The organism is Longimicrobium sp., from assembly GCF_048594345.1.
Lineage (GTDB): Bacteria > Gemmatimonadota > Gemmatimonadetes > Longimicrobiales > Longimicrobiaceae > Longimicrobium.
In genome coordinates this window covers 1-26,084 of record NZ_JBMDXM010000116.1, presented here as the reverse complement: position 1 = coordinate 26,084, position 26,084 = coordinate 1, and the positions used below count along the sequence as shown (strand labels likewise).

Genomic DNA, 26,084 nt, shown 5'->3' with positions numbered 1-26,084 from the left:
GTGGCAGACGTGAACGCGCTGAACCTGCTGCTGCGGGTGACGGACGTGCTGGACGCGCTGCACGCGTTTGGCCAGCAGGACCCCATGCTCCTGCCGGAGGGCTCGCCGGAGCGCGCTGCCTCGGAGCGCATCCGCCAGCATCTGCGGGGCCACGCCGCCCGCCTGCGCGCTCTCGGCGCCACGGCGCCGGCGCCCGCGGCAGAGGCGATCGACTGGACGGGCGGGGGCGGGAGCTTCGCCGGGCCCTTTCAGCTCGTCTTCTTCGATGGATGGGAGCTGTCGCGGGTGATGCAGCTGCTGCACGACTTGGCAGTCCGCGCCTTTTTGGGGCAGTTGGAGGCGCTCGCCGTCGATCCCGCCGCGTACCAGGCCGTGCTGCGGATGCACGCCGCGGCGGCGCGCCACACTGCGCAGGTGCGGCTGAACCGGCAGCGGGCGGAGCTCACGGACGCAAAGCCGTGGATTACGGGCGCCCAGCCGGGCTTCGACTTCTCGCTCTTTCCCCCCTCGGAGGAGGGCGCGGCGTCGCAGCTGGACGTCGCCGCCATGGTCTACGGGGCGGATGACCAGACGGGCACCGCGCCGGCCACATCCGCCGGGGAAGACAACCGCGTGCAGGGGCGCGTCACACTCCCCGCCGAACCCGCCTCCAGCGAGGCGTACGACGAACCCCTGGCGGCCGAGAAGGTGACCGCCGTCCTCGCCCTCGTCCTGCCATGAGCTGCCGACTCCTTCGCCACGCCGCGCTGATCGCGGCGCTGCTCCTCGCCGCCTGCGACGGCGACGGCCCGGTAGACCCGGGCGCCGGGCCGGCCCGGCTGCGCGTCTTCAACGCCGTCGTCAGCCCCGGCGCGGACCCCATCGAGGTGCGGGCGGATTCGTCCGCCGTCCTCGGCGCCGCCGTGCCGCAGTCGGAATCCACCGCGTTCGCGGAGATTGGCGCGGGCACGCACCGCTTTGAGGCTCGGCTGGCGGGCGCCACGCGCGACCTGTTCGGCGGGAGCGCGCGGGCGGTGATGGTGGGCGGGTTTGGCTACACGCTGCTGGCGGTGGGGACGGTGCCGGCGTTCGGCACGCCGGACGTGCGGCCCCTGCTGGTTGCGGACGATCCCTTTCCCCCATCGCGCGTGCCGGGCGGCACCGCGTATCACGCACGGATCCAGGTGGTGAACGCGGCCCCGTTCGCGGGCACCACGGGGACGGGCGCGCTGGTGCAGGCGTACATCACGGAAGGCGACGCGCCGGCGAGCATCGGCGGGGTCGCGCCGTCGCTCACCATCGGCTACCGGAACGCGTCCACGCCGCTGGAACTGCCCGCCGGGCGCTACACCGTCACCCTGGCGCGGCTGAACGGCGCCGTGGTGGCGCGGCAGACGATCGAGCTGGGCGCCGGCCATGCGCGCACGCTGGTCCTGGCGAGCAGTGGGGCCACCGCGTCCCCATCCCCCGACAACCACCGGATCGTGGTCCTCGCGGACCGGGACTTCTGACGATGCTGATCGCGATCGAATCGAGGGTGTTCGCGCGGCCGGGCGTCCGGCACGCGCGGCGGGCGACGGGCCGGGGGCTGTGGTTGGGGGTGGTGCTGATGATGTGCATCCTCTGCGCGCCCCTGCTCTCCGCGCAGACCACGGCGGGCACGGTGACGGGGCGGGTGATCGACGCCGGGACCAACGAGCCGGTGCCGGGCGCGCGGGTGACGGTGGAAGACGGCGCCGCGCGCACGGTAACGGGGGCGGACGGCACCTACCGCCTCGCCGGCGTGCCGTCCGGCCGGCGGAGCATCGGCGTGCGGGCGCTGGGATACGGGCGGCTGGTGGCGGAGGTGGACGTGCCCGCGGGCGGGGAGGCGCGCCGCGACTTTGGCCTGGCGGTGGCGGCCATGCCCCTGGACGAGTTGGTGGTGACGGGGACGACCGGGCCTACGGAGGTGCGCGCCATCCCCAACACCATCACCGTGCTCACCGCCGAGCAGATCGAGCGGCGCGGGGTGACGCAGGTCCAGGACCTGTTCCGCGGCGACGTGCCCGGCCTCTTCAGCGCGGAGGCGGCGGGCGGCGCGGCCACGGACCGCGGCAGCCGCGTGCGCCTGTACTCCCGCGGCGGCAGCAACCTGCGCGGCGAGGCATCGCCCCCCAAGGTGTACGTGGACGGCGTGCTGCTGACCGACCCGAGCCAGTTGAACGTGATCGATCCCCGCTCCATCGAGCGCGTGGAGTTCGTCCCCGGCCCGCAGGCGTCCACGCTGTACGGCTCCGGCGCCATCAACGGGGTAATGCAGATCTTCCTGAAGAAGGGGAGCTTCGGCGCGCCGCGGCCGCGGGTGACGGTGGAGGCATCCGCCGGCACGGTGCAGAACTCGTTCGATGACCGGATTGTCGCCGCGCAGAACCACCATCTCGAAGTCTCCGGCGCGCGGGCCAGCACCACCTACACGCTGGGCGTGTCGTGGCAGAGCGAGGGCCCGTGGATCCCGCGCCGCGACGAGGAGCGCCTCGGATTCAACGGCGGGATGCGGATGGAGCTCGGCCGCTTCACGGCGGATGCCGCCGTGCGCTACGGCCGCCTGTCGTTCGACGGCAGCTCGCGCCCTTTCGAGGCGGGCGAGGTGCGCGAGGGGCGGCGCCGGCTGGACAACCCGCTGCTGCTGTTCGGCACGGGGCTGGACGACCGGTGGACGCAGCGCGCGTTCTCGCTGAACCTGAACTACGCGGCCACGCCCTGGTGGCGCCACCAGGTGACGGCCGGCTACGACTCGCGCCGCGCGGAAGGGCGTACGCCGCCGGGCTTCTCGTTCTTTTCCGATTCGCTCTACACCATCAGCGAGTCGGACGGAAGCGCGACCACGCTGCGCTACGCCAGCACGATGGACGTGCCCCTGCGCGGCGCCATCCGGCCCACGCTGACGGCCGGCATCGAGTACAACGGGGTGACGAACGTCTCCAGCTCCGGCTTGGGGACGCTGGAGACGGGCCCGTTCGAGGCGTCGTCGTTCGGGCGGGTGGAAAACTCCACGACGGGCTTTTTCGCGCAGTCGCAGGTGTCGCTGTGGGACGCCGTCTTCCTGACCGCCGGTGTGCGCGCGGAGGACGACGCCAACTACGGCCCGGAGTACGGCACCAGCGTGTCGCCGCGCGTGGGCGCCAGCATCGTCCGCGACCTGGGCGCGCTGACGCTCAAGGTGCGCGGCGCCTGGGGCCGCGCCACCAACCCGCCGGACGCGGAGGCGCGGCTGGATGTGTTCTCCACCGACCTCTCCGGGCAGCGCATCCGCAGCCGGCTGGGGAATCCGGAGATCGGCCCGGAGACGCAGCAGGGCACGGAGTGGGGCGTGGAGATGTCGTTCGATGCACGGACGCTCGTCTCCCTTTCCCTCACCGGCTACCGGCAGACGGCGGACGACCTGATCGACGACGTCCTGCTGATCGTGGTCGACAGCACCTTCCTGGACGACCTCGGTAATCCGCTCGTCTACCCCCAGGTGCAGACGGTGAACCTGGGCCGCGTGCGCAACACGGGGTGGGAGGCGCAGGGGCGCGCGGTGCTCGGCGCCTTCACCATGCGCGGCGCCTTCGGGACGTCGAAGAGCCGCGTGCTGCGGCTCAACAACCCGGAGGACCAGCGCTACGCCATTGGCCGCGCGCTGATCGGCCCCGCACAGGAGCAGGGCTCGCTGGACGTGTCGTACACGGGGCGGCGGCTGCGCGGCGGCATCCGCGTGCTGCACGTAGGTTCGGTTCGCCTGCTGCGCAACGACCTGCTGCAGGAAGGGGCCACCCGCGCCCGCTCGCCGCGGCTGAGCCCGCGCACGTGGGACCCGTTCAACTTTGACCTTGGGGTGGGCAGCTACACCGCGCCGTCGTACCGGCTGGTGGACCTGGACGCGGGGTGGCGGCTGATGGCGGACGCGGACCTCTTCGTCCGCGTGTTCAACGCGCTGGACTACTACCGCAACGACGTGGTGAACACGGGCGTGGCGCGCGGCCGCCGCACCCTGGCCGGCGTGCGGGTGACGTTCTGATGATGCGCTTCCGCGCCCTCCTCCCGCTGATGGCGCTCGCCGCCCTCCTCGCGCTGGCTGGCCGTCCCGCCGCCGCGCAGAGCATGGCGGGCGATATCGTGCGCGGCGTCGTGAACGGCGCGGACTCGCTGCCGGTGCCGGGCGCGGAGGTGACGGTGCGCTCGGCGCGGACGCTGGAGACGCGCCGTGTGCTCTCGGACGCGGCGGGGCGCTGGCGGGTGGTCTTTCCCGACACCAGCCACGCGTACGAGGTGGCGGTGCGGCGCATCGGCAACGGGCCGGCGCGGGTGCGGGTGGAGCGGCGGGGCGGATCGATTCCCCTTGCTGCCGTCGTGCTGGAAGCCGAGGCGCTGGTGCTGGATGCGGTGACGGCGACGGTGGGGCGGCGGCCGCCCGTGGTGACCACCATGCCCGGCGGCGACCGGCTGCCGCACGAGCGCTCCGCCGTGCAGAGCTGGGACGGCGGCGACCACACGCGCTTTGACCGCGGCGAGCTGGACGCGGTGGCGGCGCTGGGCAGCGGGGCTACGGTGCAGGAGGACGGCACCGTCTCCGTCGGCGGGCTGTCGCCGGGGCAGAACGCCTTCCGCATCGGCGGGCTGAGCTTCGGCGGGCGCAATCTGCCGAGGCTTGGAACGTCGTTCGGCTACGGCACCTCGCAGGCGGCGGATGCGGCGCGTGGCGGCTTCAGTGGCGGCGAGGTGACGGCGTCGCTGGTGGAGGGGCACTTCCAGTCCCCCGAGCTGGCGTTTTCGCTCCGCGGATCGGACCCGGCGCTGCAGGCGGGGGGGGCGCAGGTGGGCGGCGTCGGCAGTGGCTACCGCGACCGGGAGATGGCGTTCGCCTACCAGGCCGGCATCCTGGACCAGCGCGCCAGCATCGCCGTCTCCGGCGACCTGCGCAGCCGCACGGCACCGCTCCGCACCCTGCGGGTGGATGATCCGTCGGCCCTGCGCGCCCTGGGCGTGTCGCCGGACTCCGCCGCGCGGCTGACGGGCATCCTCCAGCGTCTGGGCATCCCCGCCGCGCCTGACGGCGTTTCGGACCGGAGCGAGCGTGACGCGGTGAACGTCCTCGCCAACGTGGGGCTGCACCAGCTGTTCGGCGGGATGGACGGCGGCGTGCACGTGCAGGCGGACCGCACGACCAGCGGCCCGCTCGGCACCGGCCCGTCCACCCTGCTCGCCGCCGGCAGCGAGGCGCGCGACGAGGGGATGAACGTGGGCGGATCGCTGCGGCGGACCATCGGCAACGGCTTTCTGCACGAGGCGGGGTTCGTGTGGGACGGGCGGCGGTCGCGGTCGGCGCCATACCTGGCGCTCCCCGGCGCCAGCGTGCGCGTGGCGTCGGACCTGGAGGCGGAGCGAACCGTGGGCAGCCTGCGCTTTGGCGGCGGCGGCGCGCGGGCGGAGACGCGGGCGTCGTTCTGGGAGGGAAGCTGGTCGATGCGGTGGAACTCGCTGGACGAGCGCCACCAGCGGTCCGTCGGCGCGGAGGCGCGCTCGGAGGGCTACCGGGAGCACGCGCCCGTGGATGGCGGCGGCAGCTTTACCTTCGCCTCGCTCGCGGACCTGGAGGCGGGGCGTCCGTCCGCGTTCACCCGCATCCTGGGCGCGCGGGAGCGGAGCGCGCGGCTGCGTACGGGTGCGCTGTACGCGGAGGATCTGTATCGCCCGAGCGAACAGGTGGAGGTGCGCTTTGGGTTGCGCGCGGAAGGATTGGCCGGCGCGCGCGTGGGCGCGGCGAACGACGCCGTGGCGGAGCGCTTCCGTGGGCGGACGGGGCGGCTGCCGGGGGAAATCGCGCTGACGCCGCGCTTCGGGTTCGCATGGAGCCAGCCGGGCGGGCTGGGTGGGCGGGGACGGGCGCCGTACGGCACGCTCTCCGGCAGCGTCGGCCTCTTCCGCGACCGCCCCGCATCCACCGAAGCCGCCCTCTACGGCGGCGAGGACGGGACGGGCGAGGGGTCGCTCGTCGTCTCCTGCGTGGGCGGCGCCGTTCCCGCGCCGGACTGGGCCGCGTACCTGCGCGATCCATCCGCCGCCCCCGCAGCTTGCCTGGACGGCGGCGGGCCGGTGGCGGAGGGCGGGACGCCGTGGGTCTCGTACTTCGCGCGGGGCTACCGCGCGCCGGCCGCGTGGAAGGGCGCGCTCCGCTGGTCGGGGCGCATCCCCGTGCCTTCGCTGACGCGCGGCGACCTGCGGCTTACGGTGGAGGGGCAGTACACACGCGGCATCCGCCAGCCCAGCACCGTGGACGTGAACCTGGCGGACGCGCCGCGCTTCACGCTGGTGGAGGAGGGCGGGCGGCCCGTCTTCGTCCGCGTATCCTCCATCATCCCGGAAACCGGCGCGGTGCCGGTGGATGCGTCGCGGCGGGACGCCGGGTTCGGCCTGGTGAGCGAGCGGCGGTCGGACGGGGCGGTGGATACGCGCCAGGTGACGGTGCGCCTGGCGCCGCATCAATCCAACTACGGCCGGTTCCGCTACGAGCTGGCCTACACACGCTCGTTCAGCCGCGCCTTCGTCCGCGCCTTCGAAGGCGCGCCCACGGGCGGCGACCCCCGCGGACTGGCGTGGCAGCCGAACCCGTACCAGGCCGCGCACGTGCTGCAGGCGTATGCCTCGCTCCCGTTGTGGGAGCGCGAAGGCGGCGGCGCGACCCTGCACCTGACCGCGCGGGTGCAGTCCGGGCTGCCCTTCACGCCCGAGGTGGCGGGGGACGTGAACGGCGACGCGCTGGCGAATGATGCCGCGTTCATCCCCGATCCGGCGTCGGCCGCCGATCCCGCCCTCGCGGAGGGGATGCGCGCGCTGCTGGAATCGTCTTCGGCGGCGGAGTGCCTTTCGCGGCAGCTGGGGCGCATCGCCGGGGCGGGGAGCTGCACCGGGCCCTGGACGGCGGACCTGCGCGCCGAGCTGCTGGCGGGCATTCCGCTGCCGGTAGGGCGGGGGATGACCATCGCGGTCCGCGCGGACAACATCCTCGGCGGCGTCGACCGGCTGCTGCACGGCCCGGCGGGCCGGCGGGGCTGGGGAGATGCGGCGCCGGTGGATCGAACCCTCCTTTCCGTGCGCGGCTTCGATCCCGGGGCCAACCGGTTCCTGTACGACGTGAACCCGCGCTTCGGCTCCGCCGCCGCCGCGCGGGAGCTGTACCGCCGGCCGTTCGTGCTGGAGGTGTCCGCGTCGTTCACGCTGGCCAAGAGCTGGCCGCACGTGGCCACCGGCCAGCTGGCGCACGCGCTGCGGCGGGAGGCGGGTACGGCGGAAGACACGCTGGCGGTCCTGGCCGGGTCCGTCCGTCCCGCGAACCCCATGCGCAACACGCTGCAGTACAACGCGGACCGGCTGCTCCTCACCGGCGAGCAATCCATGGCGCTGGAGGCGATGTCGGACGCGTTCGAGGCGGCGGTGGACTCGCTGACCGCGGACGACGTGAAGTACCTGGCCGGAGCCATCGGCCGCGAGCCGTCCGCCCGCATCACGCGCCGCGTCCGCCCCGTGCACCAGGCGGGAGAAGCACTGAGGGTCGATTACCTCCGCTGCATGCGCACGGTGCTCTCGGAGGACCAGTGGGCGCTGATGGATGCGGGGTGGATCCAGGACGTGGAGCGCGCCGGGGACGAGCCGATGCGGATCGACTGTCCGCCTGCGCCGGGGCGGGAGACGGAACCGGCGGGGATGCCGTAAGCGAAGTCTCAAGGGGACAATGCGGAATCCTGCACTCCCCCCAAGAACCGGATGACGACGAACTTCAACGGGTACACAGATGATAAGGATAAATCTGTATCAGCTTATGAACGCTGAGGCTCCTATGCGCGGGCAGCGCGGACCGGGGGTGCTGGCCCGGTGGATGGTGGTGGCGGCGCTTGCCGCCGCGCCCGCCCCGCTGGCGCCGCAGGAGGTCCGGCTGGAGGAGGTGAACTGCCCCGGATGCCGCCTGGAACTGCACCGCGTCGTGGAGTTGGGCGACGCGCAGGGGCCGGGGCGGCTGGACCAGACGCTGGCGTCGTGGGCGGCGGATTCTCGCGGGCGCATCCTGCTCGCAAGCGGCTGGCAGGTGCCCGTGCGCGTCTTCGGGGCGGACGGCCGCTTCGCCGGGACGATCCAACCCACGCTGCCGGGGGACACGCTGCCGCTGAGCATCGGCCTGGTCGCCGTGACGGCCGGCGACACGGTGAACCTCGTGGATGACCTGCGCGGCCTGCACCTGGTGCTCCATGCCGACGGCAACCTCGTGCGGACGCACACGCCCACGCCGCTGCGTCCCGCCAGCATGCGGCTGCTGCTCCCCGGCGGCCGCGCCGTGGGCACGGGAACGGTCGCCACGCGCGACAACGTGGGCTACCCGCTGCACCTGCTCGGTCCGGACGGCGCCGTGCTGCGCTCCTTCGGCGCCGACGTGGCCGAGGACGTCCCGGGACAATCCATGGACCTGCGCAAGCTGGCGCTGGCCGGGCCGGACGCCGTCTGGGCCGGCCACCTCACCCGCTTCGGAATCGAGCGGTGGACGCTGGACGGCGAGCGGCAGGCGGCGCTCGTCCGTGACGTCCCGTGGTTTGCGCCCTACACCGACATGCGCTGGCGCCCGGACCAGGCGCCGCACCCCATCCTCATGGCCCTGCGCCAGGATGCGGCCGGCCGCCTGTGGTCGGTGGTTCGCGTGGCCGACGAACGGTGGCGCGACGCGCGTCCCCTGATCGCCGACACGCTGCTGGCCCGGCGCAACCCCGCCGCCCAGTACGACCCGGAGGAACTCTACGACACAATGGTGGAGGTGATCGACCCGGCCTGCGGGCGCGTGCTGCTGTCGCGTCGCTTTCCGGGGCTGATCGCCGGATTTCTGGACGACGGGCGAATGGTTTCGTGGAGCGACCGCCCCGGCGCCCACCCGCGCCTCACCGTCTGGCGCGTGGACGCCGCCTTCGACGGCGCGCCGGCCTGCGCCGTCGGAGGTGAGCGCCCGCTGTCCCAGTAGCCGGAAGTGAAAACCGAGTTCGAGCATCGCGGGGCGCGGCACAACGGCGCGCGCTCCGAACCCGCCCGGCGAGTGGCGCGCCGGGCACTACATCACCGAGGAGAGATGACCATGCGGAAGATGACCAAGCTGGCCCTGTCGGCCGCGGCCGCGCTGTTCGCGAGCGTGTTCGGCGCCGATCGCGCGGAGGCGCAGATCGTCACCAACGACTGCTACTACTGCATTTCGTGCACGATTAACGGCCAGCCCGGGCACCGCGTGCTGAACGTGCGCGTGCCCGCCAACGGCACCACGGTCGGGCTCACCATCCCCGAGCCCACCGAGTGCGGCCCCGGCCCGTGCAGCAACCCGCAGGACCCGGACGTGAACCACCAGCGCTGCGTGCGCCCGCGACAGACCGCGTTCAACCTGAACTCGCTCACCGAGGCGGTCAAGTCGGGTGACATGGCGCAGGTGGCCGTGCTGATGGAGCAGGGCGGCGAGATCGTGGAGGTGAACACGGCCCGCAGCGCGCTGCAGGTCGTCGGATGCGACGGCGCCATCGTGGCGCACCTGCCCCTGAACCAGGCGCAGCTCACGCAGCTCGCCGCGCCCGCGGCGCAACTGGCCGCCGCGGAGTAACCGAGCGGACGACGCGCGCGGACGCCACACGCGCGCGGGGGGAGGCGGGCCGTCCGGCCCGTCTCCCACGTCCCATCACCCCTTCCAGGAACCCCATCGTGAGCAGGTTCGCCCGGAAGGTACGCCGCGCCCGGCGTGAGGCCGTTCCGGCGCCCTACGAGCTGCTTCTGTTCCTCGCCGTCTTCGTCGTGCTCTGCACCCTGCTCTTATGGTGGGCCGAAAACGCGCCGCCGCACTTCCACGGGTCGGTACACCGCCACGCGCACTGATCCCTGCGCATGCGTCGGACATCACGTCGGTGCCCCCTCCCAGGGCTGCCGGTCTACTGCACGAGGCATCCCGGGAGTCCGGCCCCCGGCCTCCACCTCGCGACCTCGCAGGAAGTCGATCCCTGGCTCACCAGTCCAGCAGAAGGGCGAAGATCAGGGGCGCCACGATCGTCGCGTCGGACTCGATGACGAACTTGGGCGTGTGCTGTCCCAGCTTGCCCCAGGTGATCTTCTCGTTGGGCACGGCGCCGGAGTAGGAGCCGTAGCTGGTGGTGCTGTCGCTGATCTGGCAGAAGTATCCCCAGAGCGGAACGTCGTCGCGGCGCAGGTCCTGGTGCAGCATGGGCACCACGCAGATGGGAAAGTCGCCCGCGATCCCGCCGCCGATCTGGAAGAAGCCGATGGACGACTCCTCCGCCGTAGAGGTGTACCATGCGGCCAGCTCCATCATGTACTCGATCCCCGTGCGCACGGTATGGACGTTCTTCACGTCGCCGGAGATGACGTGCCCCGTGTACATGTTCCCCAGCGTCGAGTCCTCCCAGCCGGGCACGAACATCGGCAGGTCGGCCTCGGCCGCGGCCACCATCCACGAGTTCCTGGGGTCGATCTGGTAGCTGTCACGCAGCACGCCGCTGCGCAGGATGCGGTACATGAACTGGTGCGGAAAAAGCCGCTCGCCGGCCCGGTCGGCCGCCGCCCACTCCTCCAGGACGGCGCTCTCGATGCGCCGCATGGCCTCCATCTCGGGGATGCAGGTGTCGGTCACGCGGTTCATGTGGCGCTCCAGCAGCGCCTGCTCGTCGGCGGGGGTCAGGTCGCGGTAGTTGGGCACGCGCTCGTAGAAGTCGTGCGCGACCAGGTTGAAGACGTCCTCCTCCAGGTTGGCGCCGGTGCACGAGATGGCGTGCACCTTTCCGCGCCGGATGAGCTCCGCCAGCGAAAGGCCCAGCTCGGCCGTGCTCATGGCGCCCGCCAACGTGACGAGCATTCTGCCGCCCTGGTCCAGGTGGGCGCGGTAACCCTCCGCGGCGTCGACCAGGGCGGCCGCGTTGAAGTGGCGAAAGTGGTGGCGGATGAACGACGAGACGGCGCCGCCGGGCGCGGAGACAGGATGCGTCATGACGATTCCCCAAGCGCGGGTGCGGACCGCGGACGTGGGCGCTCGCCATGCCGCGGCGCGCCCTACGGCCCCACGGGAACGTGGAGGCCGCCATCGGGACGCGAGGTGGCAGGTACGAAAACGCTATCGCGCACAAGGAGTTGCGTCAAGAAGCCGGGTGCGTGCGCAACCGGCTTCGTCCGGGTGAACCGTCTGCTCCACGCAGGCGTGAACACGTGCTGCAGGTTTTTACCACGACGTATGCGGAACACCTTCCTTTCCCGCGATCAGGCCGCTTTGTACAGCGTAGCCCAGTCCCCCTCGAACCCGCCTTCGCGACCCGTTCTCCAACGTCATGTCGCCGGCGGATGCGGCCGTGGCGCGACCGCATCCGGGGCTGCACGCGCAATCCTGATGGCTCAGGCGCTCGATGGGGCGGATGCCTGCCCTTGCGCCACCCCCATGAATCCGGCCCGTTCCCGGGCGGCGGCCAGCGCTTCGCGCACGTGCTGCGCGAGGACGCCGACGTGCGGCTCGGTCATCATGGTGGTGTGGCTGCCGGGGACTCGACACACCTCCACACGGTGCTCGGTCAGCAGAGACCAGCCCAGAGTACGCTTCTCCTCCTCCGTGGGTGCAAGGGCCAGCCACTCGTGCTCGCTTGGGGCGATGTAAGCCCTGAAGAGGGTGAGCCTGCCGGCGAACCGGCCCGGAGCGTACCCGTCGATGCTCCTGTGGCGTGCCTTCGTCACCTCGTATATGTCACGCAGGTCCGCCTCGGCAAACTCCTCGGGTGCGACCCCCTGGGCGTGGAGGGCCTCCAGCAGCCACCGGATCTGCTCGTCCGCGCCCATTCCTTCCAGCTTCTCTTCGTCCACCGAGAACGGGCGCCGCATCCGCGCCGCGACCACCCGAGCGATTCTGATCGGCGTGGTCATGTCCCGGGTCCGCGTCCAACGTCGCGACATGTCGGGCGTAATGGTGTCCAGCAGGCCCACGAAGGCTACCCACTCGCCCTCCCGCTCCAGCAGGCGCGCCATCTCGAACACGACGTACGCGCCGAAAGACCAGCCGCACAGGTAGTACGGTCCGTTCGGCTGGATGGAGCGGATTGCCTCCACGTACTCGGCCGCGAATCGTTCCATTGGCCGACCAGGGTCCTCGCCCAGGTCCTGCATGGCGTATACGGCCTGATCCGTTCCCAGATGCCGCACCAGGTTGACGTAGTTCACCACGCCTCGGGCGGAGGGATGGACGAGGAACAACGGTGGGAGCGAGCCCTTGGGCTGGAGCGGCACCACCGGTGAAGCTGGCGTTGGTGTGGAGCATGCCTGCTCGGGAATGGCGCCCGCAGCATGCCTCACTGCCTCTTCGTCCCGCTCACCACGGAGGGGCAGGTGCAGTTTCGGGTGGTCGACGCCGCGAGCCTCGGCGCCGACCTCGTCTCGCAGGGTTGGCGAGCCGTGATCAACCGGTCCCACGGGGAAGCCTGACACAGCGTAGCCGCTCGACGCGGCGCGGCAGTGCTCCACGATCTCGCGCAACGCCGCCTCGTAATCAGCTGTGACAGCCTTCAGTTCGGCCGCGCCGTAGCGGCGTCCGGGGTAGACGAACGCAACGCGCAACCGGCCGCTCCGCACGGATGCCAGAACTTCCACCGCGCTTGTCCGCCGCTCGTTCGGGGAGAAGACGGAGCCAGACGCGCCGTCCGCGCGGCTCAGCCACTCCTCACCGCCTGCCGACGTTCCGCCGCCGAACTGGCTAAGGTAGTTGAACGAGACTTCCGGCCATGGGATCGACGCCAGCCGCTCGCGCACGCCCTCGTCATCGGAGAGCCAGCGCAGGATGCCGAAGCCGACGCCGCGCGCGGGGATCTCCCGCAAGCGCTCCTTCATCCCGCGCAGGAGCGCGCCGGGGTCGTCGCCCTCGGCCTCCAGCAGTACGGGGAACGTGCTGGTGAACCAGCCGACGGTGCGCGTCAGGTCTACATCGGCGAACAGCTCTTCGCGGCCGTGTCCCTCCAGCTCGACGGCCACCGTCCGGCCACCTGTCCAGCGGCCCAGCGCGCGTGCCAGCGCCACCAGAAGTACGTCGTTGATCTGCGTGCCATAGACGGGCGGCACCTCCTGGAGGAGTGCCCGCGTGGTCTCATCGTCCAGTTCCATCACCACCTGCCGCGCGTCCGCGTGGATGTCTTTCCCTTCCGACGTGCCGGTGGGAAGCGGCGCGGCCGTCTCCCACGGTCGCGCGAGCCACCAGTCAGCCTCGGAACGCATTGCCGGTGTGCGCGCGTGGCTGATCAGCCGCTCGGCCCAGCGGCGATACGAGGTCGTCCTTGGCGGGAGACGGACGGCCTCGCCGGCCGTGACGTGACCGTACGCCGTCTCCAGATCTTCCAGCAGAATGCGCCAGGAAACGGAATCGATCACCAGATGGTGGGCGATCCAGAGGACCCGGTCGCGTTCCCGGGTCCCCCCGCGGTACAGGACGACGCGGGTGACGGGTCCGCGTGCCAGGTCGAGGCTCGCCTGTACGCGTGAGGCGTGCTCGTGGATGGCGGCGGACAGCGCGTTGCCCTCCAGCGCCGTGAAGTCGACCGTTTCCACCGGCGCAGCCCCGCCCGGCGCGGCGAACGACTGCCTCCACTCCCCGGCCGGGCCGGGCGAGAACCGCAGGCGCAGCGCGTCGTGGTGTTCCAGCACGGCGGCCACTGCGCGCTCCAAGACGCGTGGATCGAGCGGCGCGGAAGCCAATCGGAACTGCGCCATGTTCCAATGCCACGGTTCCGCGAAACCACGCGCGAAGAATGCGCGCTGGATCGGCACGAGCGGCGCCGGACCCACCACGGGAGCCTGCGCCTCGGCGACCAGCGGAGTGGTGAGGGCTTGTGCGTGGAGCGCGAGTTCGGCCACGCTCTGGTGTTGGAAGATCTGGCGCGCGGTGATGCGCACGCCGGCCCGCGCCGCGCGCGAGACAACCTGGATTGCCAGGATCGAGTCGCCACCCAGGTTGAAGAAGTGGTCGTGCACGCCGACGGCGTCGATCCCCAGCACGTCGGCCCATACGGCGGCAAGCGTCTCCTCCATGGGTGTACGCGGAGCCGCGTCAGCCTCGACGGCATTCGGCTCCGCGACGGGCGCGGGCAGTGCCCGGCGGTCCAGCTTGCCGTGGGGTGTCAGGGGAAAGGATTCCAGCCGCACGAACGCGCTTGGTACCATGTACTCGGGCAGGTGCTCGCGCAGATGCTCCCGCAGGTTGACCAGGAGCGCTCCCCACGCGTCTTCTCGGACGGGGACGACGTACGCCACCAGCCGCTTGTCGCCCGCCCCGTCCTCGCGCGCGATCACGGCGCAGTCGGCCACGCCCTCATGCCGCCGCAGCACGGCCTCCACTTCGCCCGGCTCCACGCGCATTCCGCGCAACTTTACCTGCTCGTCCAGGCGGCCGATAAAGTCCAGCGTCCCGTCCGGTCGCCACCGGGCCTTGTCGCCGGTGCGGTACAGCCGCGCGCCTGGGGCGCCGTACGGATCGGGGACAAACCGCTCGGCGGTCAGCGTCGGCCGCCCCAGGTAGCCACGCGAAACCCCCACGCCGCCCAGGCACACTTCCCCCGGCAGGCCGGCCGGCACGGGGCGCAGGCCGCCGTCAAGGACGTAGGCGCGCACGTTGGTCACGGGGCGACCGACGGGCGGCGGCTCCGCCCTTGCCGCGCTGCAATGGTGCGAGGTGGCGTAGATGGTGCTCTCGGTGGGCCCGTAGATATTCAGCATGCGTCGTCCCGGCGCCCACTGCGCCACCGCCTCGGCGGGGCAGCGGTCCCCGCACACCGCCAGCGTCCGCAATTCGGGAAAGCTGCTCCCGTCAAGGTTCTTCAGGAGCGCCGGGGTGGGGACCCACATCTCCACCCGCTCCCGTCTCAGAAGCTCGCCAAACGCCTCCGCGTCCAGGAGGGTGTCCCGGCTCACCAGCACCAGGGTTCCCCCGCCCAGAAGGGCGATGAAGATCTCCAGCACCGAGGCGTCGAAGGTGAGCGACGACCCCTGCAGGATCCGCGTCCCTGGCCGCATTTCAAAGCTCTCCAGAGAGGCCGTGATCACGTTCACCACGGCGCCGTGCTCCACCATCACTCCCTTGGGCCGGCCGGTGGAGCCGGAGGTGGAGATGACGTATGCCATGCCGTCGGGGTGCACAAGGACGTCGGGGGCGGTGGCCGGGCGGGCGGCGATGGCCCGGCTCTCGGCGCGCAGGTCCAGCAGGTCCAGCAGGTCGGGGATGAGCCCGGGGAGCTCCGGGCGAACTCCCTCCGGGGCGATCACGGTCCGTATGCCGGAGTCGGCCAGAAGGTACCTCAGGCGCTCCACGGGCGAGGCGGGGTCCAGCGGGACGTACGCGCCCCCTGCCTTGAGAATCGCCAGGATGGCGACCATGGTCTCCGGTGCGCGCTCGGCGAAAATGCCCACCCGCGACTCGGGCCGCACTCCACGCGCGGCCAGGTGGTGGGCAAGGCGGCTGCTCGCCTCGTCCAGTTCGCGGTACGTGACCGCCCGGCCGTCGAGGCGGAGCGCCTCCGCTTCCGGTGCGCGCGCGGCTTGTGCCTGGAAGAGGACGTGAAGGCAGGCGCCGGAGGCGTCCACGTGATCACGGGCCGTGCGGTTCCACTCCTCCAGTACAAGGTGGCGCTCGTCGTCGTCCAGCAGATCCAGCCCGGAGAGGCGCCGGTCGGGATCGCCGGCCAGCTGTTCCAGCACCAGGTCCAGGTGCCGCACCATCCGCGCAGCGGTGTCATGCTCAAACAGATCCGTACTGTAATTCAGCACACCCGAGAGCCCTTCAGCGTGGGTGTTGATGCTGAGCGTGAGGTCGAGCTTAGATTCGTCTCGCAGCGCGCCCATGTCCCGAATCCGGAGCCCCGTCCCGTCGTCGGAGGCCGGAGGATCCTCACCGAAGTCGACGAGCTGGAACGCCACCTGAAAGAGCGTTGCGTGGCTGAGGCTCCGTTCCGGCCGCACCTCGGCGACGATTCGGTCCAGCGGGACGTCCTGGTGCTCGTAGGCGCCCAGCACCACGTCCCGCACCCGATCCACCACGTCGCGCAGTCGGGGGTCTCCGGACAGATCGGTCCGCAGCACCAGCGTGTTTACGAACAGCCCGATCACGTCCTCCAACTCCTTGTATCTCCTGCCGGCCATAGGGCTACCCACAACCACGTCGTCAGTCGCGCCGTACCGGGCAAGCAATACCTTGAACGCCGCCAGGATCACCATGAACAGCGTGGCACCCTCGCGTCGGCCCAGCTCACGCAGCTGTTCCATCCGCTCCCGGGATACCTCCACGCGAACCCGGCCGCCACCGAACGAGGGCACCGACGGCCGCGGAAAGTCGGTGGGCAGGTTCAACAGCCCGGGAACGCCCGCGAGCTGCGACTTCCAGTACGCCAGGTGCGCCGTGTGTGCTTCGCTCGTTGCCTGCTCCCGCTGCCACAGCGCAAAGTCCACGTACTGCGCCGGCAACTCGGCCAGCGGTGACGTGCGCCCGTGGGCGTACGCGGCATAGAGCGTCCACAATTCGCGGAACAGCACACGCTGGCTCCACCCGTCGGTGACGATGTGGTGCGTGCAAATAAACAACGCGTGATCATTCCTGCCCAGCCGCAGCAGCCGGGTGCGGAAGAGGGGTTCGGCCGCCAGGTCGAATCGGTATGCGGCCTCCTTGCCGGCGGCGCGCCGCACCTCGACTTCGGCCTCCTCTTCACCAAGGCCAGAAAGGTCATCCACCGGCAGCGTGAAGCCGGCAAAGGGCGCGACCACCTGTACGGCGACCCCATCCACCGAGCAGAACGTGGTCCGGAGCGCCTCCTGCCGCCTGACCAACTCGCCCAACGCCCGTTCCAGCGCCCACTCATCCACGTCACCGCTTATGCGCAGCCCCGTGAAGACATTGTATGTGGTGCTCCCCGGATCCAATCGATCGATGACCCACAACCGCTCCTGCGCGAATGAGGCGGGCGCCTCGGCGCGGTGGGTCCGGCGCACGGTTGCCGCCGTGCGGCTCATCCCCTTGAGTCTCGCCTCCAGGAGAGCGCGCTTGGCCGGGGAAAGAGCCGCCTGCGGCGGCTCAACGACATCGGTCATCCCATTCCTCCAGTTACGTGGTTGGTTCGGCCAGCTACCCGTGCTGGTCCATGTCACGGCGAAGCACCTTCAGCGACTTCAACTCAAATATTTTCTAAAAAATGGATTGAAATGATTGATGCAGACACGAGCCAAAAACCGAAAAGTGTGTTGATCAACACCGAAGAAAGTTTCAATCTACGAGATGGCCCGCAGAGGGACGCTCCTTTGGGGTTGTCGCACACTATAGCGGTTGAATGCATGACGCACAAGCGTCCCAGTGGAGCAGGAATAGCAAACCATTGTACAGCTTTTAGATACGAGTATACATGGGTTTGCGCAGGCAAGTGAGGTAAGGTCAGGATTACCCTCAGAGGCGCTGTTTGGGGTTGTTCGGACAACCTTCATGAGGTGATTCGTATTCACACGGTGAACATCCGCGCGCCAAGTAACTATTATGTCCTGTAATCAATGGTTTGGGATCACGGAAAGTTCCCTCACGTTTCGGTGTAAGTTGATCCGCCCGGGGCTCGCGGTCTGACCCTTTCGTCGGTCTGGCGCGATTGCCAGCTCTGCTGCAAGGCAAAGCGCCGCAGCGCCTTTCGCTGCGGCGCCTGGTGCGTTTGTGACAACCCCAGGCATGCGCAGGGATTGGATCAGTCGAGCATTGCTGGCGCGGCGCGCCGGTCCCTGGTGTGTTGTCGTGGGGAGCCCGGGGACGATCCGGGAGCCTGGTGGAGGGCGTGGGGGCCTGGCGCGCATCAAGGCGGAGCGGGACGGTTCCGAGGTGCGCGCGGCTGGAAGCCATCCGCGCTGCCGCCCAGCGTTACCGTCGCCTTTACGACATCGATGATGTGCGGCATCCGGTTGTCGGTGTCGCGCACATCCGGTCGGGCGCCGACGGCACGCAGCACGTGGCGGCCCGGGGCGACAGCGTCGCGAGCCACGTGCGCGGCGGGGGTGCTGATCATCGTATGAAACAGAGCAGTTTTCGAGAAGCAAGTGCCGCAGGGCGTGATTAGCTTCGATGCCATGATCCTTTTTCACTCAGTGAGGCTGCCATGGACATCAACATTCACGCGAGCTTTCCCACGGCGCCGGCTACGGCCGGCGTGTCCGATCCACATGCGGCTGGTCGCCGGGGAAGGGCCCCGGCGAGCGGGAACAGCCGGATCCGGCAGATCCACCGCTGGCTGTCCATCGTCTTTACGGTAACCGTGATCGCCAACTTCGCCGCGCTGGCGCAGGGAGGAGGAGCGCCGCCGGCCTGGGTGACCTACGCGCCGCTGCCCCCGCTCTTGCTGCTCCTGCTTAGCGGCCTGTACCTGTTCGCGCTGCCGTACTTGGCTGCGTGGCGCCGGCAGCGCACCCGCTGAACGCGCCGCCAGCCGAACGACCGATACGAACACCCCTGCCCGACGGATGGAGACACGATGATCGGGCCGACACCTGCTTGCATGAGCCGCCCGGTGGTCGTGCCACCGGATGGAGAGTACGTGGACACGGTTCGCCTGCGTGCCGCGGCGGACATGTATCGCAGGTTCAGCGTTGCCGACGTTGCGGCGCGTACCGCCTGGTCTGGCACGGCGTCGTGCATTCCTGTCGCAACGAGCCCTCGCTCGGCACCCCGCTTGCGCAGGACGAGCGCACGTCCAACGTGTTGGCGCTATCCGCCCGCGACGGTTGGCCATGGTCGCTGTTTTCCGTGCGCCATCATCGTCAGCGCACCCGGGCGACCGCCACGCGGAATGCCGGCCGCTCCGCGATGCATCCTGGACGCGGCGGACGTGGGGCCCGCGATCCGGGCGCTCGCTGCCACTGGCGAAATTCGGGGCGGCGCAACAGTTTGGTCGCGCGGCCTTTGTTCGCTTGTGGGCCCGGCACAACGATCGCGATAAAGCCGGTGTCGTTACTGCGCACGAACGTGTACCGTTGCGTTGGCCGTGGTCCGTGCTATGCCATGGAACCTGGTTGGATGGGGAACGAACACTTGCACGGGGAGGAGTCGATGGAGGGCAGCGAAGGAGTGATCGTCGCGCGGCGCGGGCTGCACGATGAGGACGAGGGCTGGGAAGAGCGCCTGTTCGACATTCCGGACGATGACGACGAGGACGACGAGGGCTTCGACGACGACGAGGACCTTGACGACGACCTCGACGACGATCTGGATGACGAGGACGACGCGGACCTGGAAGATCTGGACGAGGACGAGTGATCACGGAAAGGGCGCGGAGCACGGCTCCGCGCCCTTTCCGTTTGCGTCCGGGCCGCTCCGCGACGGGACGGGCCTGCCACGACGGTACGCCTCGGGTACGATCGATCTCCTTGTGCGCCATGTGTTTGGTTGCCTTCCGGATCCGGACTGGCGAGAATGCAGGCACGTTCCGTGTGCGTGGGCGATCTGGATCGGGGCGACGGGGAAACCCGCGGCACACGGACCTGGACCGTCACCTCTCAGCCGGAGCAACACCATGCGCAAGCTCACGCTCGAGATCGACAATCTGAAGGTGGACTCGTTTGCCACCGGCGACGAGCACCGCCGGATCGGCACCGTGCACGGCCACGACACCATCGAGACGGAGTGGTGCACCGGGTACGGCTACCCGGGCTGCTACGTGTCCAAGAAGAACTGCCAGACGCCGTACAACACCTGCAACGGCAGTTGCGGGTGCACGCAGGGGTGCCAGACCCTGGCGCCGTACTGCTGAGCCCGATCCGGCCGGATCAACCAATGCGCCCCCCGCCCGAGTTTCGGACGGGGGGCGCGCCCGCGTAATCACGTGTTTGATTGCTTTTATCCAGCCGCCCATGCAACCATGAAGGCGCAATCCGTACGTGCGTGTGTCGAAGTCCCGCGCCGCGACGGGCATCAACGTCACTCTCAGCCGGAGCAGTCTCATGGCCAAGCTCACGCTCACGATCGACAACCTGAAAGTGGAGTCGTTCGACACCGGAAACGAGCACGGCAGGAGCGGCACCGTGCACGGCCACGACACGGTCGAGACGGAATGGTGCACCGGCTACGGGCATCCGGGGTGCAACATCTCCAGGCGCCCCGACTGCCAGACGCCGAACAACACCTGCTACGGCACCTGTGGATGCAGCAACGGCTGCGAGACCTACAACTGTGCGTAGCCGGCGGCACGGCGCGGTGAAAACGCCCCCACCGGTGGTTCGGGTGGGGGCGCGGCTTTTGGGGGATTGCGCAGAGAATGGGATTTCTGCCCGTCCACAGAAGGATTGGCCTCACACAGAGTCGACAGGGTCAACAGAGTTTATCGTGCCGTTTCCTCTGCTCGCGCAGCGGCCCCCACCCGGACTCCGGGTGGGGTGTGTTTTGATCGGTTGGGGTCCCTTCGGGGCTCTCGACGGGATCATTGTCTGGCGGTGGGCTGACCACTATGCTACCCAAGTGGCGCAATCGACGCTCTATCTCCTCGCGGGAGGATTTCCTCCTCGACGCACCCCTGCGGCAAACTTCGCGGAATCATGCGCATCCTGCTCTATGTCTCGCTCGCGGCGTTCGCGTTTACCGCCGTTGCCCCGGCCTCCGTCCCCGCGGCTCTGGCCGATCCGCAGCGTTGCCATCCGTCGTATCCCGACTACTGCATCGCGCCGCCGCCGCCGGACCTGGACTGCCCTGACATCACCGGCCCCAAGCCGTTCCGCGTGCGGCACGACGTGCGCGGCGCCGATCCGCACGGCTTTGACCGCGACAAGGACGGCCGTGCCTGTGAGCCGCCGCGCCGCCGCCGGTCCTGATCCCGAGCGGATGGTTTGCACGATTGCGCATCAGGTGGTGCGCTCGACGTGCTCCGGTGCGCTCCGGACGTCCCTCGACCGATCCCACATCCCTCCTCAAAAAAACGCGGATGGCCTCCTGCCGCGCTTCCATCCCTCTGCCGTTTCCGACATCCCCGCCACCTTGTGCCTCCGCTCACTTTTCTAATGAGACGCGAGAGCAGGGGAACGACACGAGTAAACTCTGTTGACCCTGTTGACTCCGTGTGAGGCCCATTCTTTTTTCCGAACCCGGAGCCCGAAGGAGCGGCACGAGAAAACTCCGTTGACTCCGTTAACTCCGTGTGAGACCCATTCGTTTGGAGATCCTGTCTCACGTGAGGGCTTTTCTGGACGCGCGGGCAGTCGGACACGTGGCCGCGATGATGTCGAACGAACATCCGAACGCGAAATTCCCCAGCAAATCCGCGCCTGAACGGCTTGCCGAGAGTGGATGGGACACGCTATACTCCCCGGCTTCGGAGCCGCCGGGCGGCTCCGATGTTCATCCGAGCCAAGGGAGATGCGCGTGAAGAGCATCGTGTGCGTGAAGCGCGTCCCGGACACCGAGGCGCGCGTGCGCATTGCAGGTGACGGGAAGTCCGTGGACGCGGCCGGGGCCAAGTTCATCCTGAACCCCTATGACGAGTTTGCCGTCGAGGCGGCGCTCAAGCACAAGGAAGCCGCCGGCGCCGGCGACGTGACGGTGGTGAGCGTGGGCGACAGCGGGAGCGCCGAGACCCTGCGCACCGCACTGGCCATGGGCGCCGATTCGGCCGTGCTGCTCAAGACGGACGGCAAGCCCGAGGGGCTGGCCGTGGCGCGCATCCTGGCCGAGGAGCTCAAGGGGCGCGAGTACGACGTGGCGCTGTTCGGCATGAAGGCCATCGACGACGACCTGCAGGCTGTGGGGCCCATGGTCGCCGAGCTGCTGGGCATTCCCGCCGCCACCGCGGTTACCGAGTTCTCGGCCGAGGGCGGCAAGATCACCGCGCAGCGTGAGATCGAGGGCGGCCACGAAGTGGTGGAGCTCAAGACGCCGTGCGTGATCACGCTCACCAAGGGCGCCTACGAGCCGCGCTACGCGTCGCTCAAGGGGATCATGGCGGCCAAGAAAAAGCCGCTGGAGGAAAAGCCCGCCGCCGCCGGCGACGCCGGCGTGGAGGTGCGCGGCCGCAAGCTTCCGGCGGAGCGCCAGGCCGGCCGCATCGTGGGCGAGGGCCCCGACGCCGTGCCCGCGCTGCTGAAGCTGCTGCGCGAAGAGGCGAAAGTGATCTAGGGAATAGGGAACAGGGACTAGGGAACAGCCTGCGAAACCGCGCGAGGCGCCGGATCTGGCGCGCCGTTGCAGTTGTCTTGCTATTCCCTATTCCCTATTCCCTATTCCCTCTCCCCTGTCTTTTGAGAGGACCCCAAACATGCCAGGCATTTTCGCGTTCGCGGAGACGCGCGACGGTGAGATCCGCAAGGTGGCCCACGAGGTGGTGACCGCCGCCCGCACCCTGGCCGACGCGCTGGGCACCGAGGTGCACGCCGTGCTGCTGGGCGGCGCCGGCACCGCCGCCGCGGCCGCCGAGCTGGGCCGCTACGGCGCCGACAAGGTGTTCGTGGGCGAGAGCGACGCCTTTGCGCGCTACTCGGCCGAGGGCTACACCACCGTCATCAGCGCCTTTATCCAGGAGCATGGCTGCGACGCCGCGCTCTTTCCGGCCAGCTCGCTGGGCCGCGACCTGGCGCCCCGCGTGGCCGCCCGGCTGGGCGTGGGCTACGCCAACGACTGCACGGCGCTCGAGGTGCAGGGCGGCCAGATCGTCGCCACGCGCCCCGAGTACTCCGGCAAGCTGATCACGCAGGTGGCGGCCACGGGCAAGCCGGCCGTGCTCACGCTGCGCGCCAACGTCTTTCTCCCCACGGGCGAGAGCGGCAAGGCGGGCGAGGTGCAGACGCTGGACGTGTCGGTGAACGAAGCGGACTTCGGCGCCATCGTCCGCGAGATCAAGGCGGGCGCGGCGGAAAAGATGGACGTGGGCGAGGCGCCCATCGTGATCTCCGGTGGCCGCGGGCTGCAGAGCCCCGACAACTTCAAGCTGCTCGAGGAGCTGGTTGAGGCGTTTGGCGGCAAGGCGGCGGTGGGCGCGTCGCGCGCGGTGGTGGACGCCGGGTGGCGCCCGCACAGCGAGCAGGTGGGGCAGACGGGCAAGACGGTGTCGCCCACGCTGTACATCGCGGTCGGCATCTCCGGCGCCATTCAGCACCTGGCCGGCATGCGCACCTCGCGCTACATCGTCGCCATCAACAAGGACCCCGAGGCGCCCATCTTCAAGACGGCCGACTACGGCATCGTGGGCGACCTGTTCCAGATCCTGCCGCGCATGACCGAGGAAGTGCGCAAGATGATGGCGTAAGCCGTCGTTTTCGGAGCAGTGGGCCTGGTCCGGAACTGAACGGGTACAGAGGGACAGAGAAAAGCCTGAGGAACAGAGAACTTGATTTTGTCTCTGTTCCTCAGGCTTTTCTCTGTCCCTCTGTACCTCCCATCTGTTCAGGAGGCTGATTGGCACATTCGGGCCAGTCGATCCGTCGAGGAGCCGGCGGCGTGATATCCGCGAATGGCGCTCCTTTCCGACCGGGGGCGGCGGGCTTTATGTTTCCCGGCCATCGCACCATGCAGCCAATCAACGGAAACGTGAACGGAACCGCGCCCCAAACACGCGCCCGCTGGCTTGCGCCCGCGGCACTCGCGGTCGCCCTGCTTTCACTGGCGCTCAACGGCGTGCTGCTGTGGACGCTGCGCAACCCGGAGCGGCTGCTGGCGCCGGCGCTGGGGCGCGTGGTGGAGCGGCTCAAAACGCAGGACGCCACCCTCAACTACACGGTGCGCATCCCCGCGGGAACGCCGGTGCACTTCGACATTCCCATCGACCAGCGGTACAACGTGCGGGTGAACACCACGTTCCCCATCGACACGGACTTCAACCTGCCGGTCAACACGCCGTTCGGAAACCGCAACGTGCGGGTGCCGGTCAAGGCCAACATCCCCATCCGCACCAACCTGCCCATTCACCTGCGCGACACCTTTCGCCTCCGCACCCGTACGGAGGCCGAGATCGTGGTCCCGCTGGAAATTCCCATCCGAGACCTGCCCCTGGACGCACTTCAGAAGTCGCTCGAGCCATGAGCCCGATGAAGCACATCGTTCCCCTCGCCCTGCTGCTGGCCGCGGCCTGCGGCGGCGACTCCCGCGCGGCCGAGACCGAGGCCGCCGACTCCGCCGCGCCGGCGCGGCCGCCCGTGGCCCAGCCGCCCTCGCCCGCCGCCGTGGGGACGACGTGGGCCACCAACCCGGCATCCGGCGTCACCCTTACCCCCGGCGAGGTGACGGTCATCGAGACGGGCCCCCACGCGCTGCTCTGGCCCCAGGGCGCGGCGGAGCTGGCACCGCCGTACAGCGTGCGCGCCAGCCTGCGCAAGCGCGCGGGGCGGCTGCACGAAGGGTACGGGCTGATCTTTGGCGCGTCGGGGCTGGAGGGGGACGAGGCCGGGCAGCGGTACAGCTACTTTCTGGTGCGCGGCGACGGCAGCTACCTGATCAAGCGGCGCGACGGGGCGCAGACCCCCGTCGTCCGTGACTGGACGCGGCACCCCGACATCGCGCGCGACGCGAACGGACAGGGGCGCCACAACGACCTGGAGGTGCGGGTGGAGGCGGATTCGGTGACGTTCCTGGTCAACGGCGGGCCGGTGGCCACGGTGCCCGCGTCGGACCTGCTGGTCAGCGGGCGCGCGGGGCTGCGCGTGGCGCACGACGTGGTGGTGGAGACGCAGGGCTTTGCGGCCGAGCCGGGCACGGTGGCGCCGTGACGCAGCCGCTGCGCGTGCTGGTGGCCGACGACGACGCGGCGATCCGCGCGGTCCTGCGCTCCATCCTCCCCACGGACCGCTACACGGTCGCCGAGGCGGAGTCGGGCGAAGAGGCGCTGCGGTCGTTCGAGGCGCGGGGCGCGGACCTCATCCTGAGCGACCTGCAGATGCCCGGCTTTGGCGGGCTGGAGCTGCTGCGCCGTGTGCGGGCGATGGACGACACGGTGGGGTTCATCATCCTCACCGGCGCGGGGACGGTGGAGAACGCGGTCGAGGCGCTGCGGCTGCAGGCGGACGATTACCTGGTCAAGCCGTTCAACGTGGCCGAGGTGCTGCTGGCGGCCGAGCGCGCGCTCAGCTACCGCCGCCTGCTGCGCGAAAACCGCAGCTACCAGGCGCACCTGGAGGAGCGCGTGGCCGAGCAGGCGGGGCAGATCGAGGCGCTGCTGATGGATGCGCTCCGTTCCCTGGCCGCCGCCATCGAGACGCGCGACGACTACACGGGCGGCCACGTGGAGCGCGTGGCCCGCTACGCCGCCGCCACCGGGCGCGAGCTGGGGCTGCGGGGCGACGAGCTGCGGTCGCTGTGGGTGGGCGCGCTGCTGCACGACGTGGGCAAGATCGGCGTGCGCGACGAGGTGCTCAAGAAGCCCGGCGCGCTGACGACGGATGAGTACGACGAGATGAAGCGCCATCCGGAGATCGGCGCCACCATCATGGAGCGCAGCTCGTTCCTGCGCCCCGGCCTTCCGGCGGTGCTGCACCACCAGGAGCGCTACGACGGCTCCGGCTATCCGTACGGCCTGCGCGGCGAGCAGATCAGCCTGCAGGGGCGCATCGTGGCGGTGGTGGATACGTACGACGCCATCATCAGCTCGCGCCCCTACCGCAACGGAAGCACCTGCGAGCACGCGCTGCAGGAGATCCAGCGCAACGCCGGCCGCCAGTTCGACCCCGCCGTGGTGGAGGCGTTCATGCGGGCTTCGGAGAAGGGATTTCCGGAGGATCCGGATACGCCGCGCCTGCCGGAGCTCGCGGTGGCGGTGGAGGCGTAGCACGACGCCCTGATCCGTTTTCGCGAGCTTCGCGGTCCGGAGGGCTTCAGGGATGGGCCTCACACAGAGTCAACAGGGTCAACGGAGTTTTCTCGTGCCGGTCCGCGGGTTCGGGGCGAGAGGGAGAAGGAGTGGAATGGCGTTGAAGTTTCCGCGGAAGTTCGTGGGGGCGGCCGCAGGCGGCGGGCTGGACGCGCTGCAGTACGAGATTGCCCAGGAGAAGGCGGGCGTCCTGGCGCGGCTGGGCCGGCAGGTGGAAGCGGCGCTGGACCGGCTGCGGGCGTT

At 70.0% G+C, this 26,084-nt stretch carries 19 protein-coding genes; 16 read left to right on the top strand and 3 right to left on the bottom strand.

The window, feature by feature from the left end:
* The 6 genes from ACOJUJ_RS12625 (at position 1) to ACOJUJ_RS12600 (ending at position 9,622) form a co-directional block, all read left to right on the top strand.
* The gene (locus ACOJUJ_RS12625) at positions 1–720 is read left to right on the top strand and encodes a hypothetical protein (RefSeq protein WP_420127237.1); all 720 of its coding nucleotides are present in this window, start codon (positions 1–3) and stop codon (positions 718–720) included.
* Complete coding sequence (locus tag ACOJUJ_RS12620) at positions 717–1,490, top strand: DUF4397 domain-containing protein (protein WP_420127236.1); 774 nt, start codon at positions 717–719, stop codon at positions 1,488–1,490. The genes ACOJUJ_RS12625 and ACOJUJ_RS12620 overlap by 4 nt, the downstream gene beginning before the upstream one ends.
* 2 nt (positions 1,491–1,492) lie before the next feature.
* Positions 1,493–4,021: a TonB-dependent receptor gene (locus ACOJUJ_RS12615; protein WP_420127235.1), complete on the top strand. Its 2,529-nt coding sequence runs from the start codon at positions 1,493–1,495 to the stop codon at positions 4,019–4,021.
* The gene (locus tag ACOJUJ_RS12610) at positions 4,021–7,713 is read left to right on the top strand and encodes a carboxypeptidase-like regulatory domain-containing protein (protein WP_420127234.1); all 3,693 of its coding nucleotides are present in this window, start codon (positions 4,021–4,023) and stop codon (positions 7,711–7,713) included. Before ACOJUJ_RS12615 ends, ACOJUJ_RS12610 begins: the two co-directional genes overlap by 1 nt.
* Positions 7,714–7,837: 124 nt before the next feature.
* Positions 7,838–9,001: a hypothetical protein gene (locus tag ACOJUJ_RS12605; protein ID WP_420127233.1), complete on the top strand. Its 1,164-nt coding sequence runs from the start codon at positions 7,838–7,840 to the stop codon at positions 8,999–9,001.
* A gap of 111 nt (positions 9,002–9,112) precedes the next feature.
* Positions 9,113–9,622 (top strand): hypothetical protein, encoded by a 510-nt coding sequence (locus ACOJUJ_RS12600; RefSeq protein ID WP_420127232.1) that lies wholly within the window; start codon positions 9,113–9,115, stop codon positions 9,620–9,622.
* Between the two features lie 396 nt (positions 9,623–10,018).
* Here ACOJUJ_RS12600 and ACOJUJ_RS12595 read toward each other — a convergent pair whose 3' ends face one another.
* From ACOJUJ_RS12595 to ACOJUJ_RS12585, 3 genes are all read right to left on the bottom strand, one after another.
* Positions 10,019–11,014, bottom strand: a complete 996-nt coding sequence (locus ACOJUJ_RS12595) for a deoxyhypusine synthase family protein (RefSeq protein ID WP_420127231.1) — start codon at positions 11,012–11,014, stop codon at positions 10,019–10,021.
* A 398-nt stretch (positions 11,015–11,412) separates the two neighbouring features.
* On the bottom strand, positions 11,413–17,124 hold the full coding sequence (locus ACOJUJ_RS12590; RefSeq protein WP_420127230.1) for an amino acid adenylation domain-containing protein: 5,712 nt from the start codon (positions 17,122–17,124) through the stop codon (positions 11,413–11,415).
* 740 nt (positions 17,125–17,864) lie between these two features.
* Positions 17,865–18,074: a hypothetical protein gene (locus ACOJUJ_RS12585; protein WP_420127229.1), complete on the bottom strand. Its 210-nt coding sequence runs from the start codon at positions 18,072–18,074 to the stop codon at positions 17,865–17,867.
* A gap of 141 nt (positions 18,075–18,215) precedes the next feature.
* Between ACOJUJ_RS12585 and ACOJUJ_RS12580 the strand changes: the two genes are divergently transcribed.
* The 10 genes from ACOJUJ_RS12580 (at position 18,216) to ACOJUJ_RS12535 (ending at position 25,799) form a co-directional block, all read left to right on the top strand.
* Positions 18,216–18,479 carry a hypothetical protein gene (locus ACOJUJ_RS12580; protein ID WP_420127258.1) on the top strand — a complete coding sequence of 88 codons (264 nt, stop codon included), beginning with the start codon at positions 18,216–18,218 and terminating at the stop codon, positions 18,477–18,479.
* A 599-nt stretch (positions 18,480–19,078) separates the two neighbouring features.
* Positions 19,079–19,318: a hypothetical protein gene (locus ACOJUJ_RS12575; RefSeq protein WP_420127228.1), complete on the top strand. Its 240-nt coding sequence runs from the start codon at positions 19,079–19,081 to the stop codon at positions 19,316–19,318.
* 256 nt (positions 19,319–19,574) lie between these two features.
* The gene (locus tag ACOJUJ_RS12570; RefSeq protein WP_420127227.1) at positions 19,575–19,811 is read left to right on the top strand and encodes a hypothetical protein; all 237 of its coding nucleotides are present in this window, start codon (positions 19,575–19,577) and stop codon (positions 19,809–19,811) included.
* 190 nt (positions 19,812–20,001) lie between these two features.
* The gene (locus ACOJUJ_RS12565; RefSeq protein WP_420127226.1) at positions 20,002–20,238 is read left to right on the top strand and encodes a hypothetical protein; all 237 of its coding nucleotides are present in this window, start codon (positions 20,002–20,004) and stop codon (positions 20,236–20,238) included.
* 354 nt (positions 20,239–20,592) lie between these two features.
* Complete coding sequence (locus tag ACOJUJ_RS12560; RefSeq protein WP_420127225.1) at positions 20,593–20,865, top strand: hypothetical protein; 273 nt, start codon at positions 20,593–20,595, stop codon at positions 20,863–20,865.
* A gap of 547 nt (positions 20,866–21,412) precedes the next feature.
* Positions 21,413–22,162, top strand: a complete 750-nt coding sequence (locus ACOJUJ_RS12555) for an electron transfer flavoprotein subunit beta/FixA family protein (RefSeq protein ID WP_420127224.1) — start codon at positions 21,413–21,415, stop codon at positions 22,160–22,162.
* Positions 22,163–22,301: 139 nt separating this feature from the next.
* Positions 22,302–23,288, top strand: coding sequence for an electron transfer flavoprotein subunit alpha/FixB family protein (locus ACOJUJ_RS12550; RefSeq protein ID WP_420127223.1), 987 nt, complete (start codon positions 22,302–22,304; stop codon positions 23,286–23,288).
* A gap of 260 nt (positions 23,289–23,548) precedes the next feature.
* Positions 23,549–24,061 carry a hypothetical protein gene (locus ACOJUJ_RS12545; protein ID WP_420127222.1) on the top strand — a complete coding sequence of 171 codons (513 nt, stop codon included), beginning with the start codon at positions 23,549–23,551 and terminating at the stop codon, positions 24,059–24,061.
* A complete protein-coding gene (locus tag ACOJUJ_RS12540; protein ID WP_420127221.1) occupies positions 24,058–24,744 on the top strand; it encodes a hypothetical protein in 687 nt (228 codons plus the stop codon). Before ACOJUJ_RS12545 ends, ACOJUJ_RS12540 begins: the two co-directional genes overlap by 4 nt.
* On the top strand, positions 24,741–25,799 hold the full coding sequence (locus ACOJUJ_RS12535) for an HD domain-containing phosphohydrolase (RefSeq protein WP_420127220.1): 1,059 nt from the start codon (positions 24,741–24,743) through the stop codon (positions 25,797–25,799). The genes ACOJUJ_RS12540 and ACOJUJ_RS12535 overlap by 4 nt, the downstream gene beginning before the upstream one ends.
* Positions 25,800–26,084: the final 285 nt, after the last annotated feature.

Excerpts from the sequence above, each read along its gene's own strand:
- ACOJUJ_RS12590 (WP_420127230.1), bottom strand. The coding sequence starts at position 17,124 with ATGACCGATGTCGTTGAGCCGCCGCAGGCGGCTCTTTCCCCGGCCAAG.
- ACOJUJ_RS12560 (WP_420127225.1), top strand. The coding sequence starts at position 20,593 with ATGCGCATCCTGCTCTATGTCTCGCTCGCGGCGTTCGCGTTTACCGCC.
- ACOJUJ_RS12540 (WP_420127221.1), top strand. The coding sequence starts at position 24,058 with ATGAGCCCGATGAAGCACATCGTTCCCCTCGCCCTGCTGCTGGCCGCG.
- ACOJUJ_RS12620 (WP_420127236.1), top strand. The coding sequence starts at position 717 with ATGAGCTGCCGACTCCTTCGCCACGCCGCGCTGATCGCGGCGCTGCTC.
- ACOJUJ_RS12570 (WP_420127227.1), top strand. The coding sequence starts at position 19,575 with ATGCGCAAGCTCACGCTCGAGATCGACAATCTGAAGGTGGACTCGTTT.
- ACOJUJ_RS12575 (WP_420127228.1), top strand. The coding sequence starts at position 19,079 with ATGGGGAACGAACACTTGCACGGGGAGGAGTCGATGGAGGGCAGCGAA.
- ACOJUJ_RS12605 (WP_420127233.1), top strand. The coding sequence starts at position 7,838 with ATGCGCGGGCAGCGCGGACCGGGGGTGCTGGCCCGGTGGATGGTGGTG.
- ACOJUJ_RS12550 (WP_420127223.1), top strand. The coding sequence starts at position 22,302 with ATGCCAGGCATTTTCGCGTTCGCGGAGACGCGCGACGGTGAGATCCGC.
- ACOJUJ_RS12610 (WP_420127234.1), top strand. The coding sequence starts at position 4,021 with ATGATGCGCTTCCGCGCCCTCCTCCCGCTGATGGCGCTCGCCGCCCTC.
- ACOJUJ_RS12585 (WP_420127229.1), bottom strand. The coding sequence starts at position 18,074 with ATGATCAGCACCCCCGCCGCGCACGTGGCTCGCGACGCTGTCGCCCCG.
- ACOJUJ_RS12565 (WP_420127226.1), top strand. The coding sequence starts at position 20,002 with ATGGCCAAGCTCACGCTCACGATCGACAACCTGAAAGTGGAGTCGTTC.
- ACOJUJ_RS12595 (WP_420127231.1), bottom strand. The coding sequence starts at position 11,014 with ATGACGCATCCTGTCTCCGCGCCCGGCGGCGCCGTCTCGTCGTTCATC.
- ACOJUJ_RS12615 (WP_420127235.1), top strand. The coding sequence starts at position 1,493 with ATGCTGATCGCGATCGAATCGAGGGTGTTCGCGCGGCCGGGCGTCCGG.
- ACOJUJ_RS12600 (WP_420127232.1), top strand. The coding sequence starts at position 9,113 with ATGCGGAAGATGACCAAGCTGGCCCTGTCGGCCGCGGCCGCGCTGTTC.
- ACOJUJ_RS12545 (WP_420127222.1), top strand. The coding sequence starts at position 23,549 with ATGCAGCCAATCAACGGAAACGTGAACGGAACCGCGCCCCAAACACGC.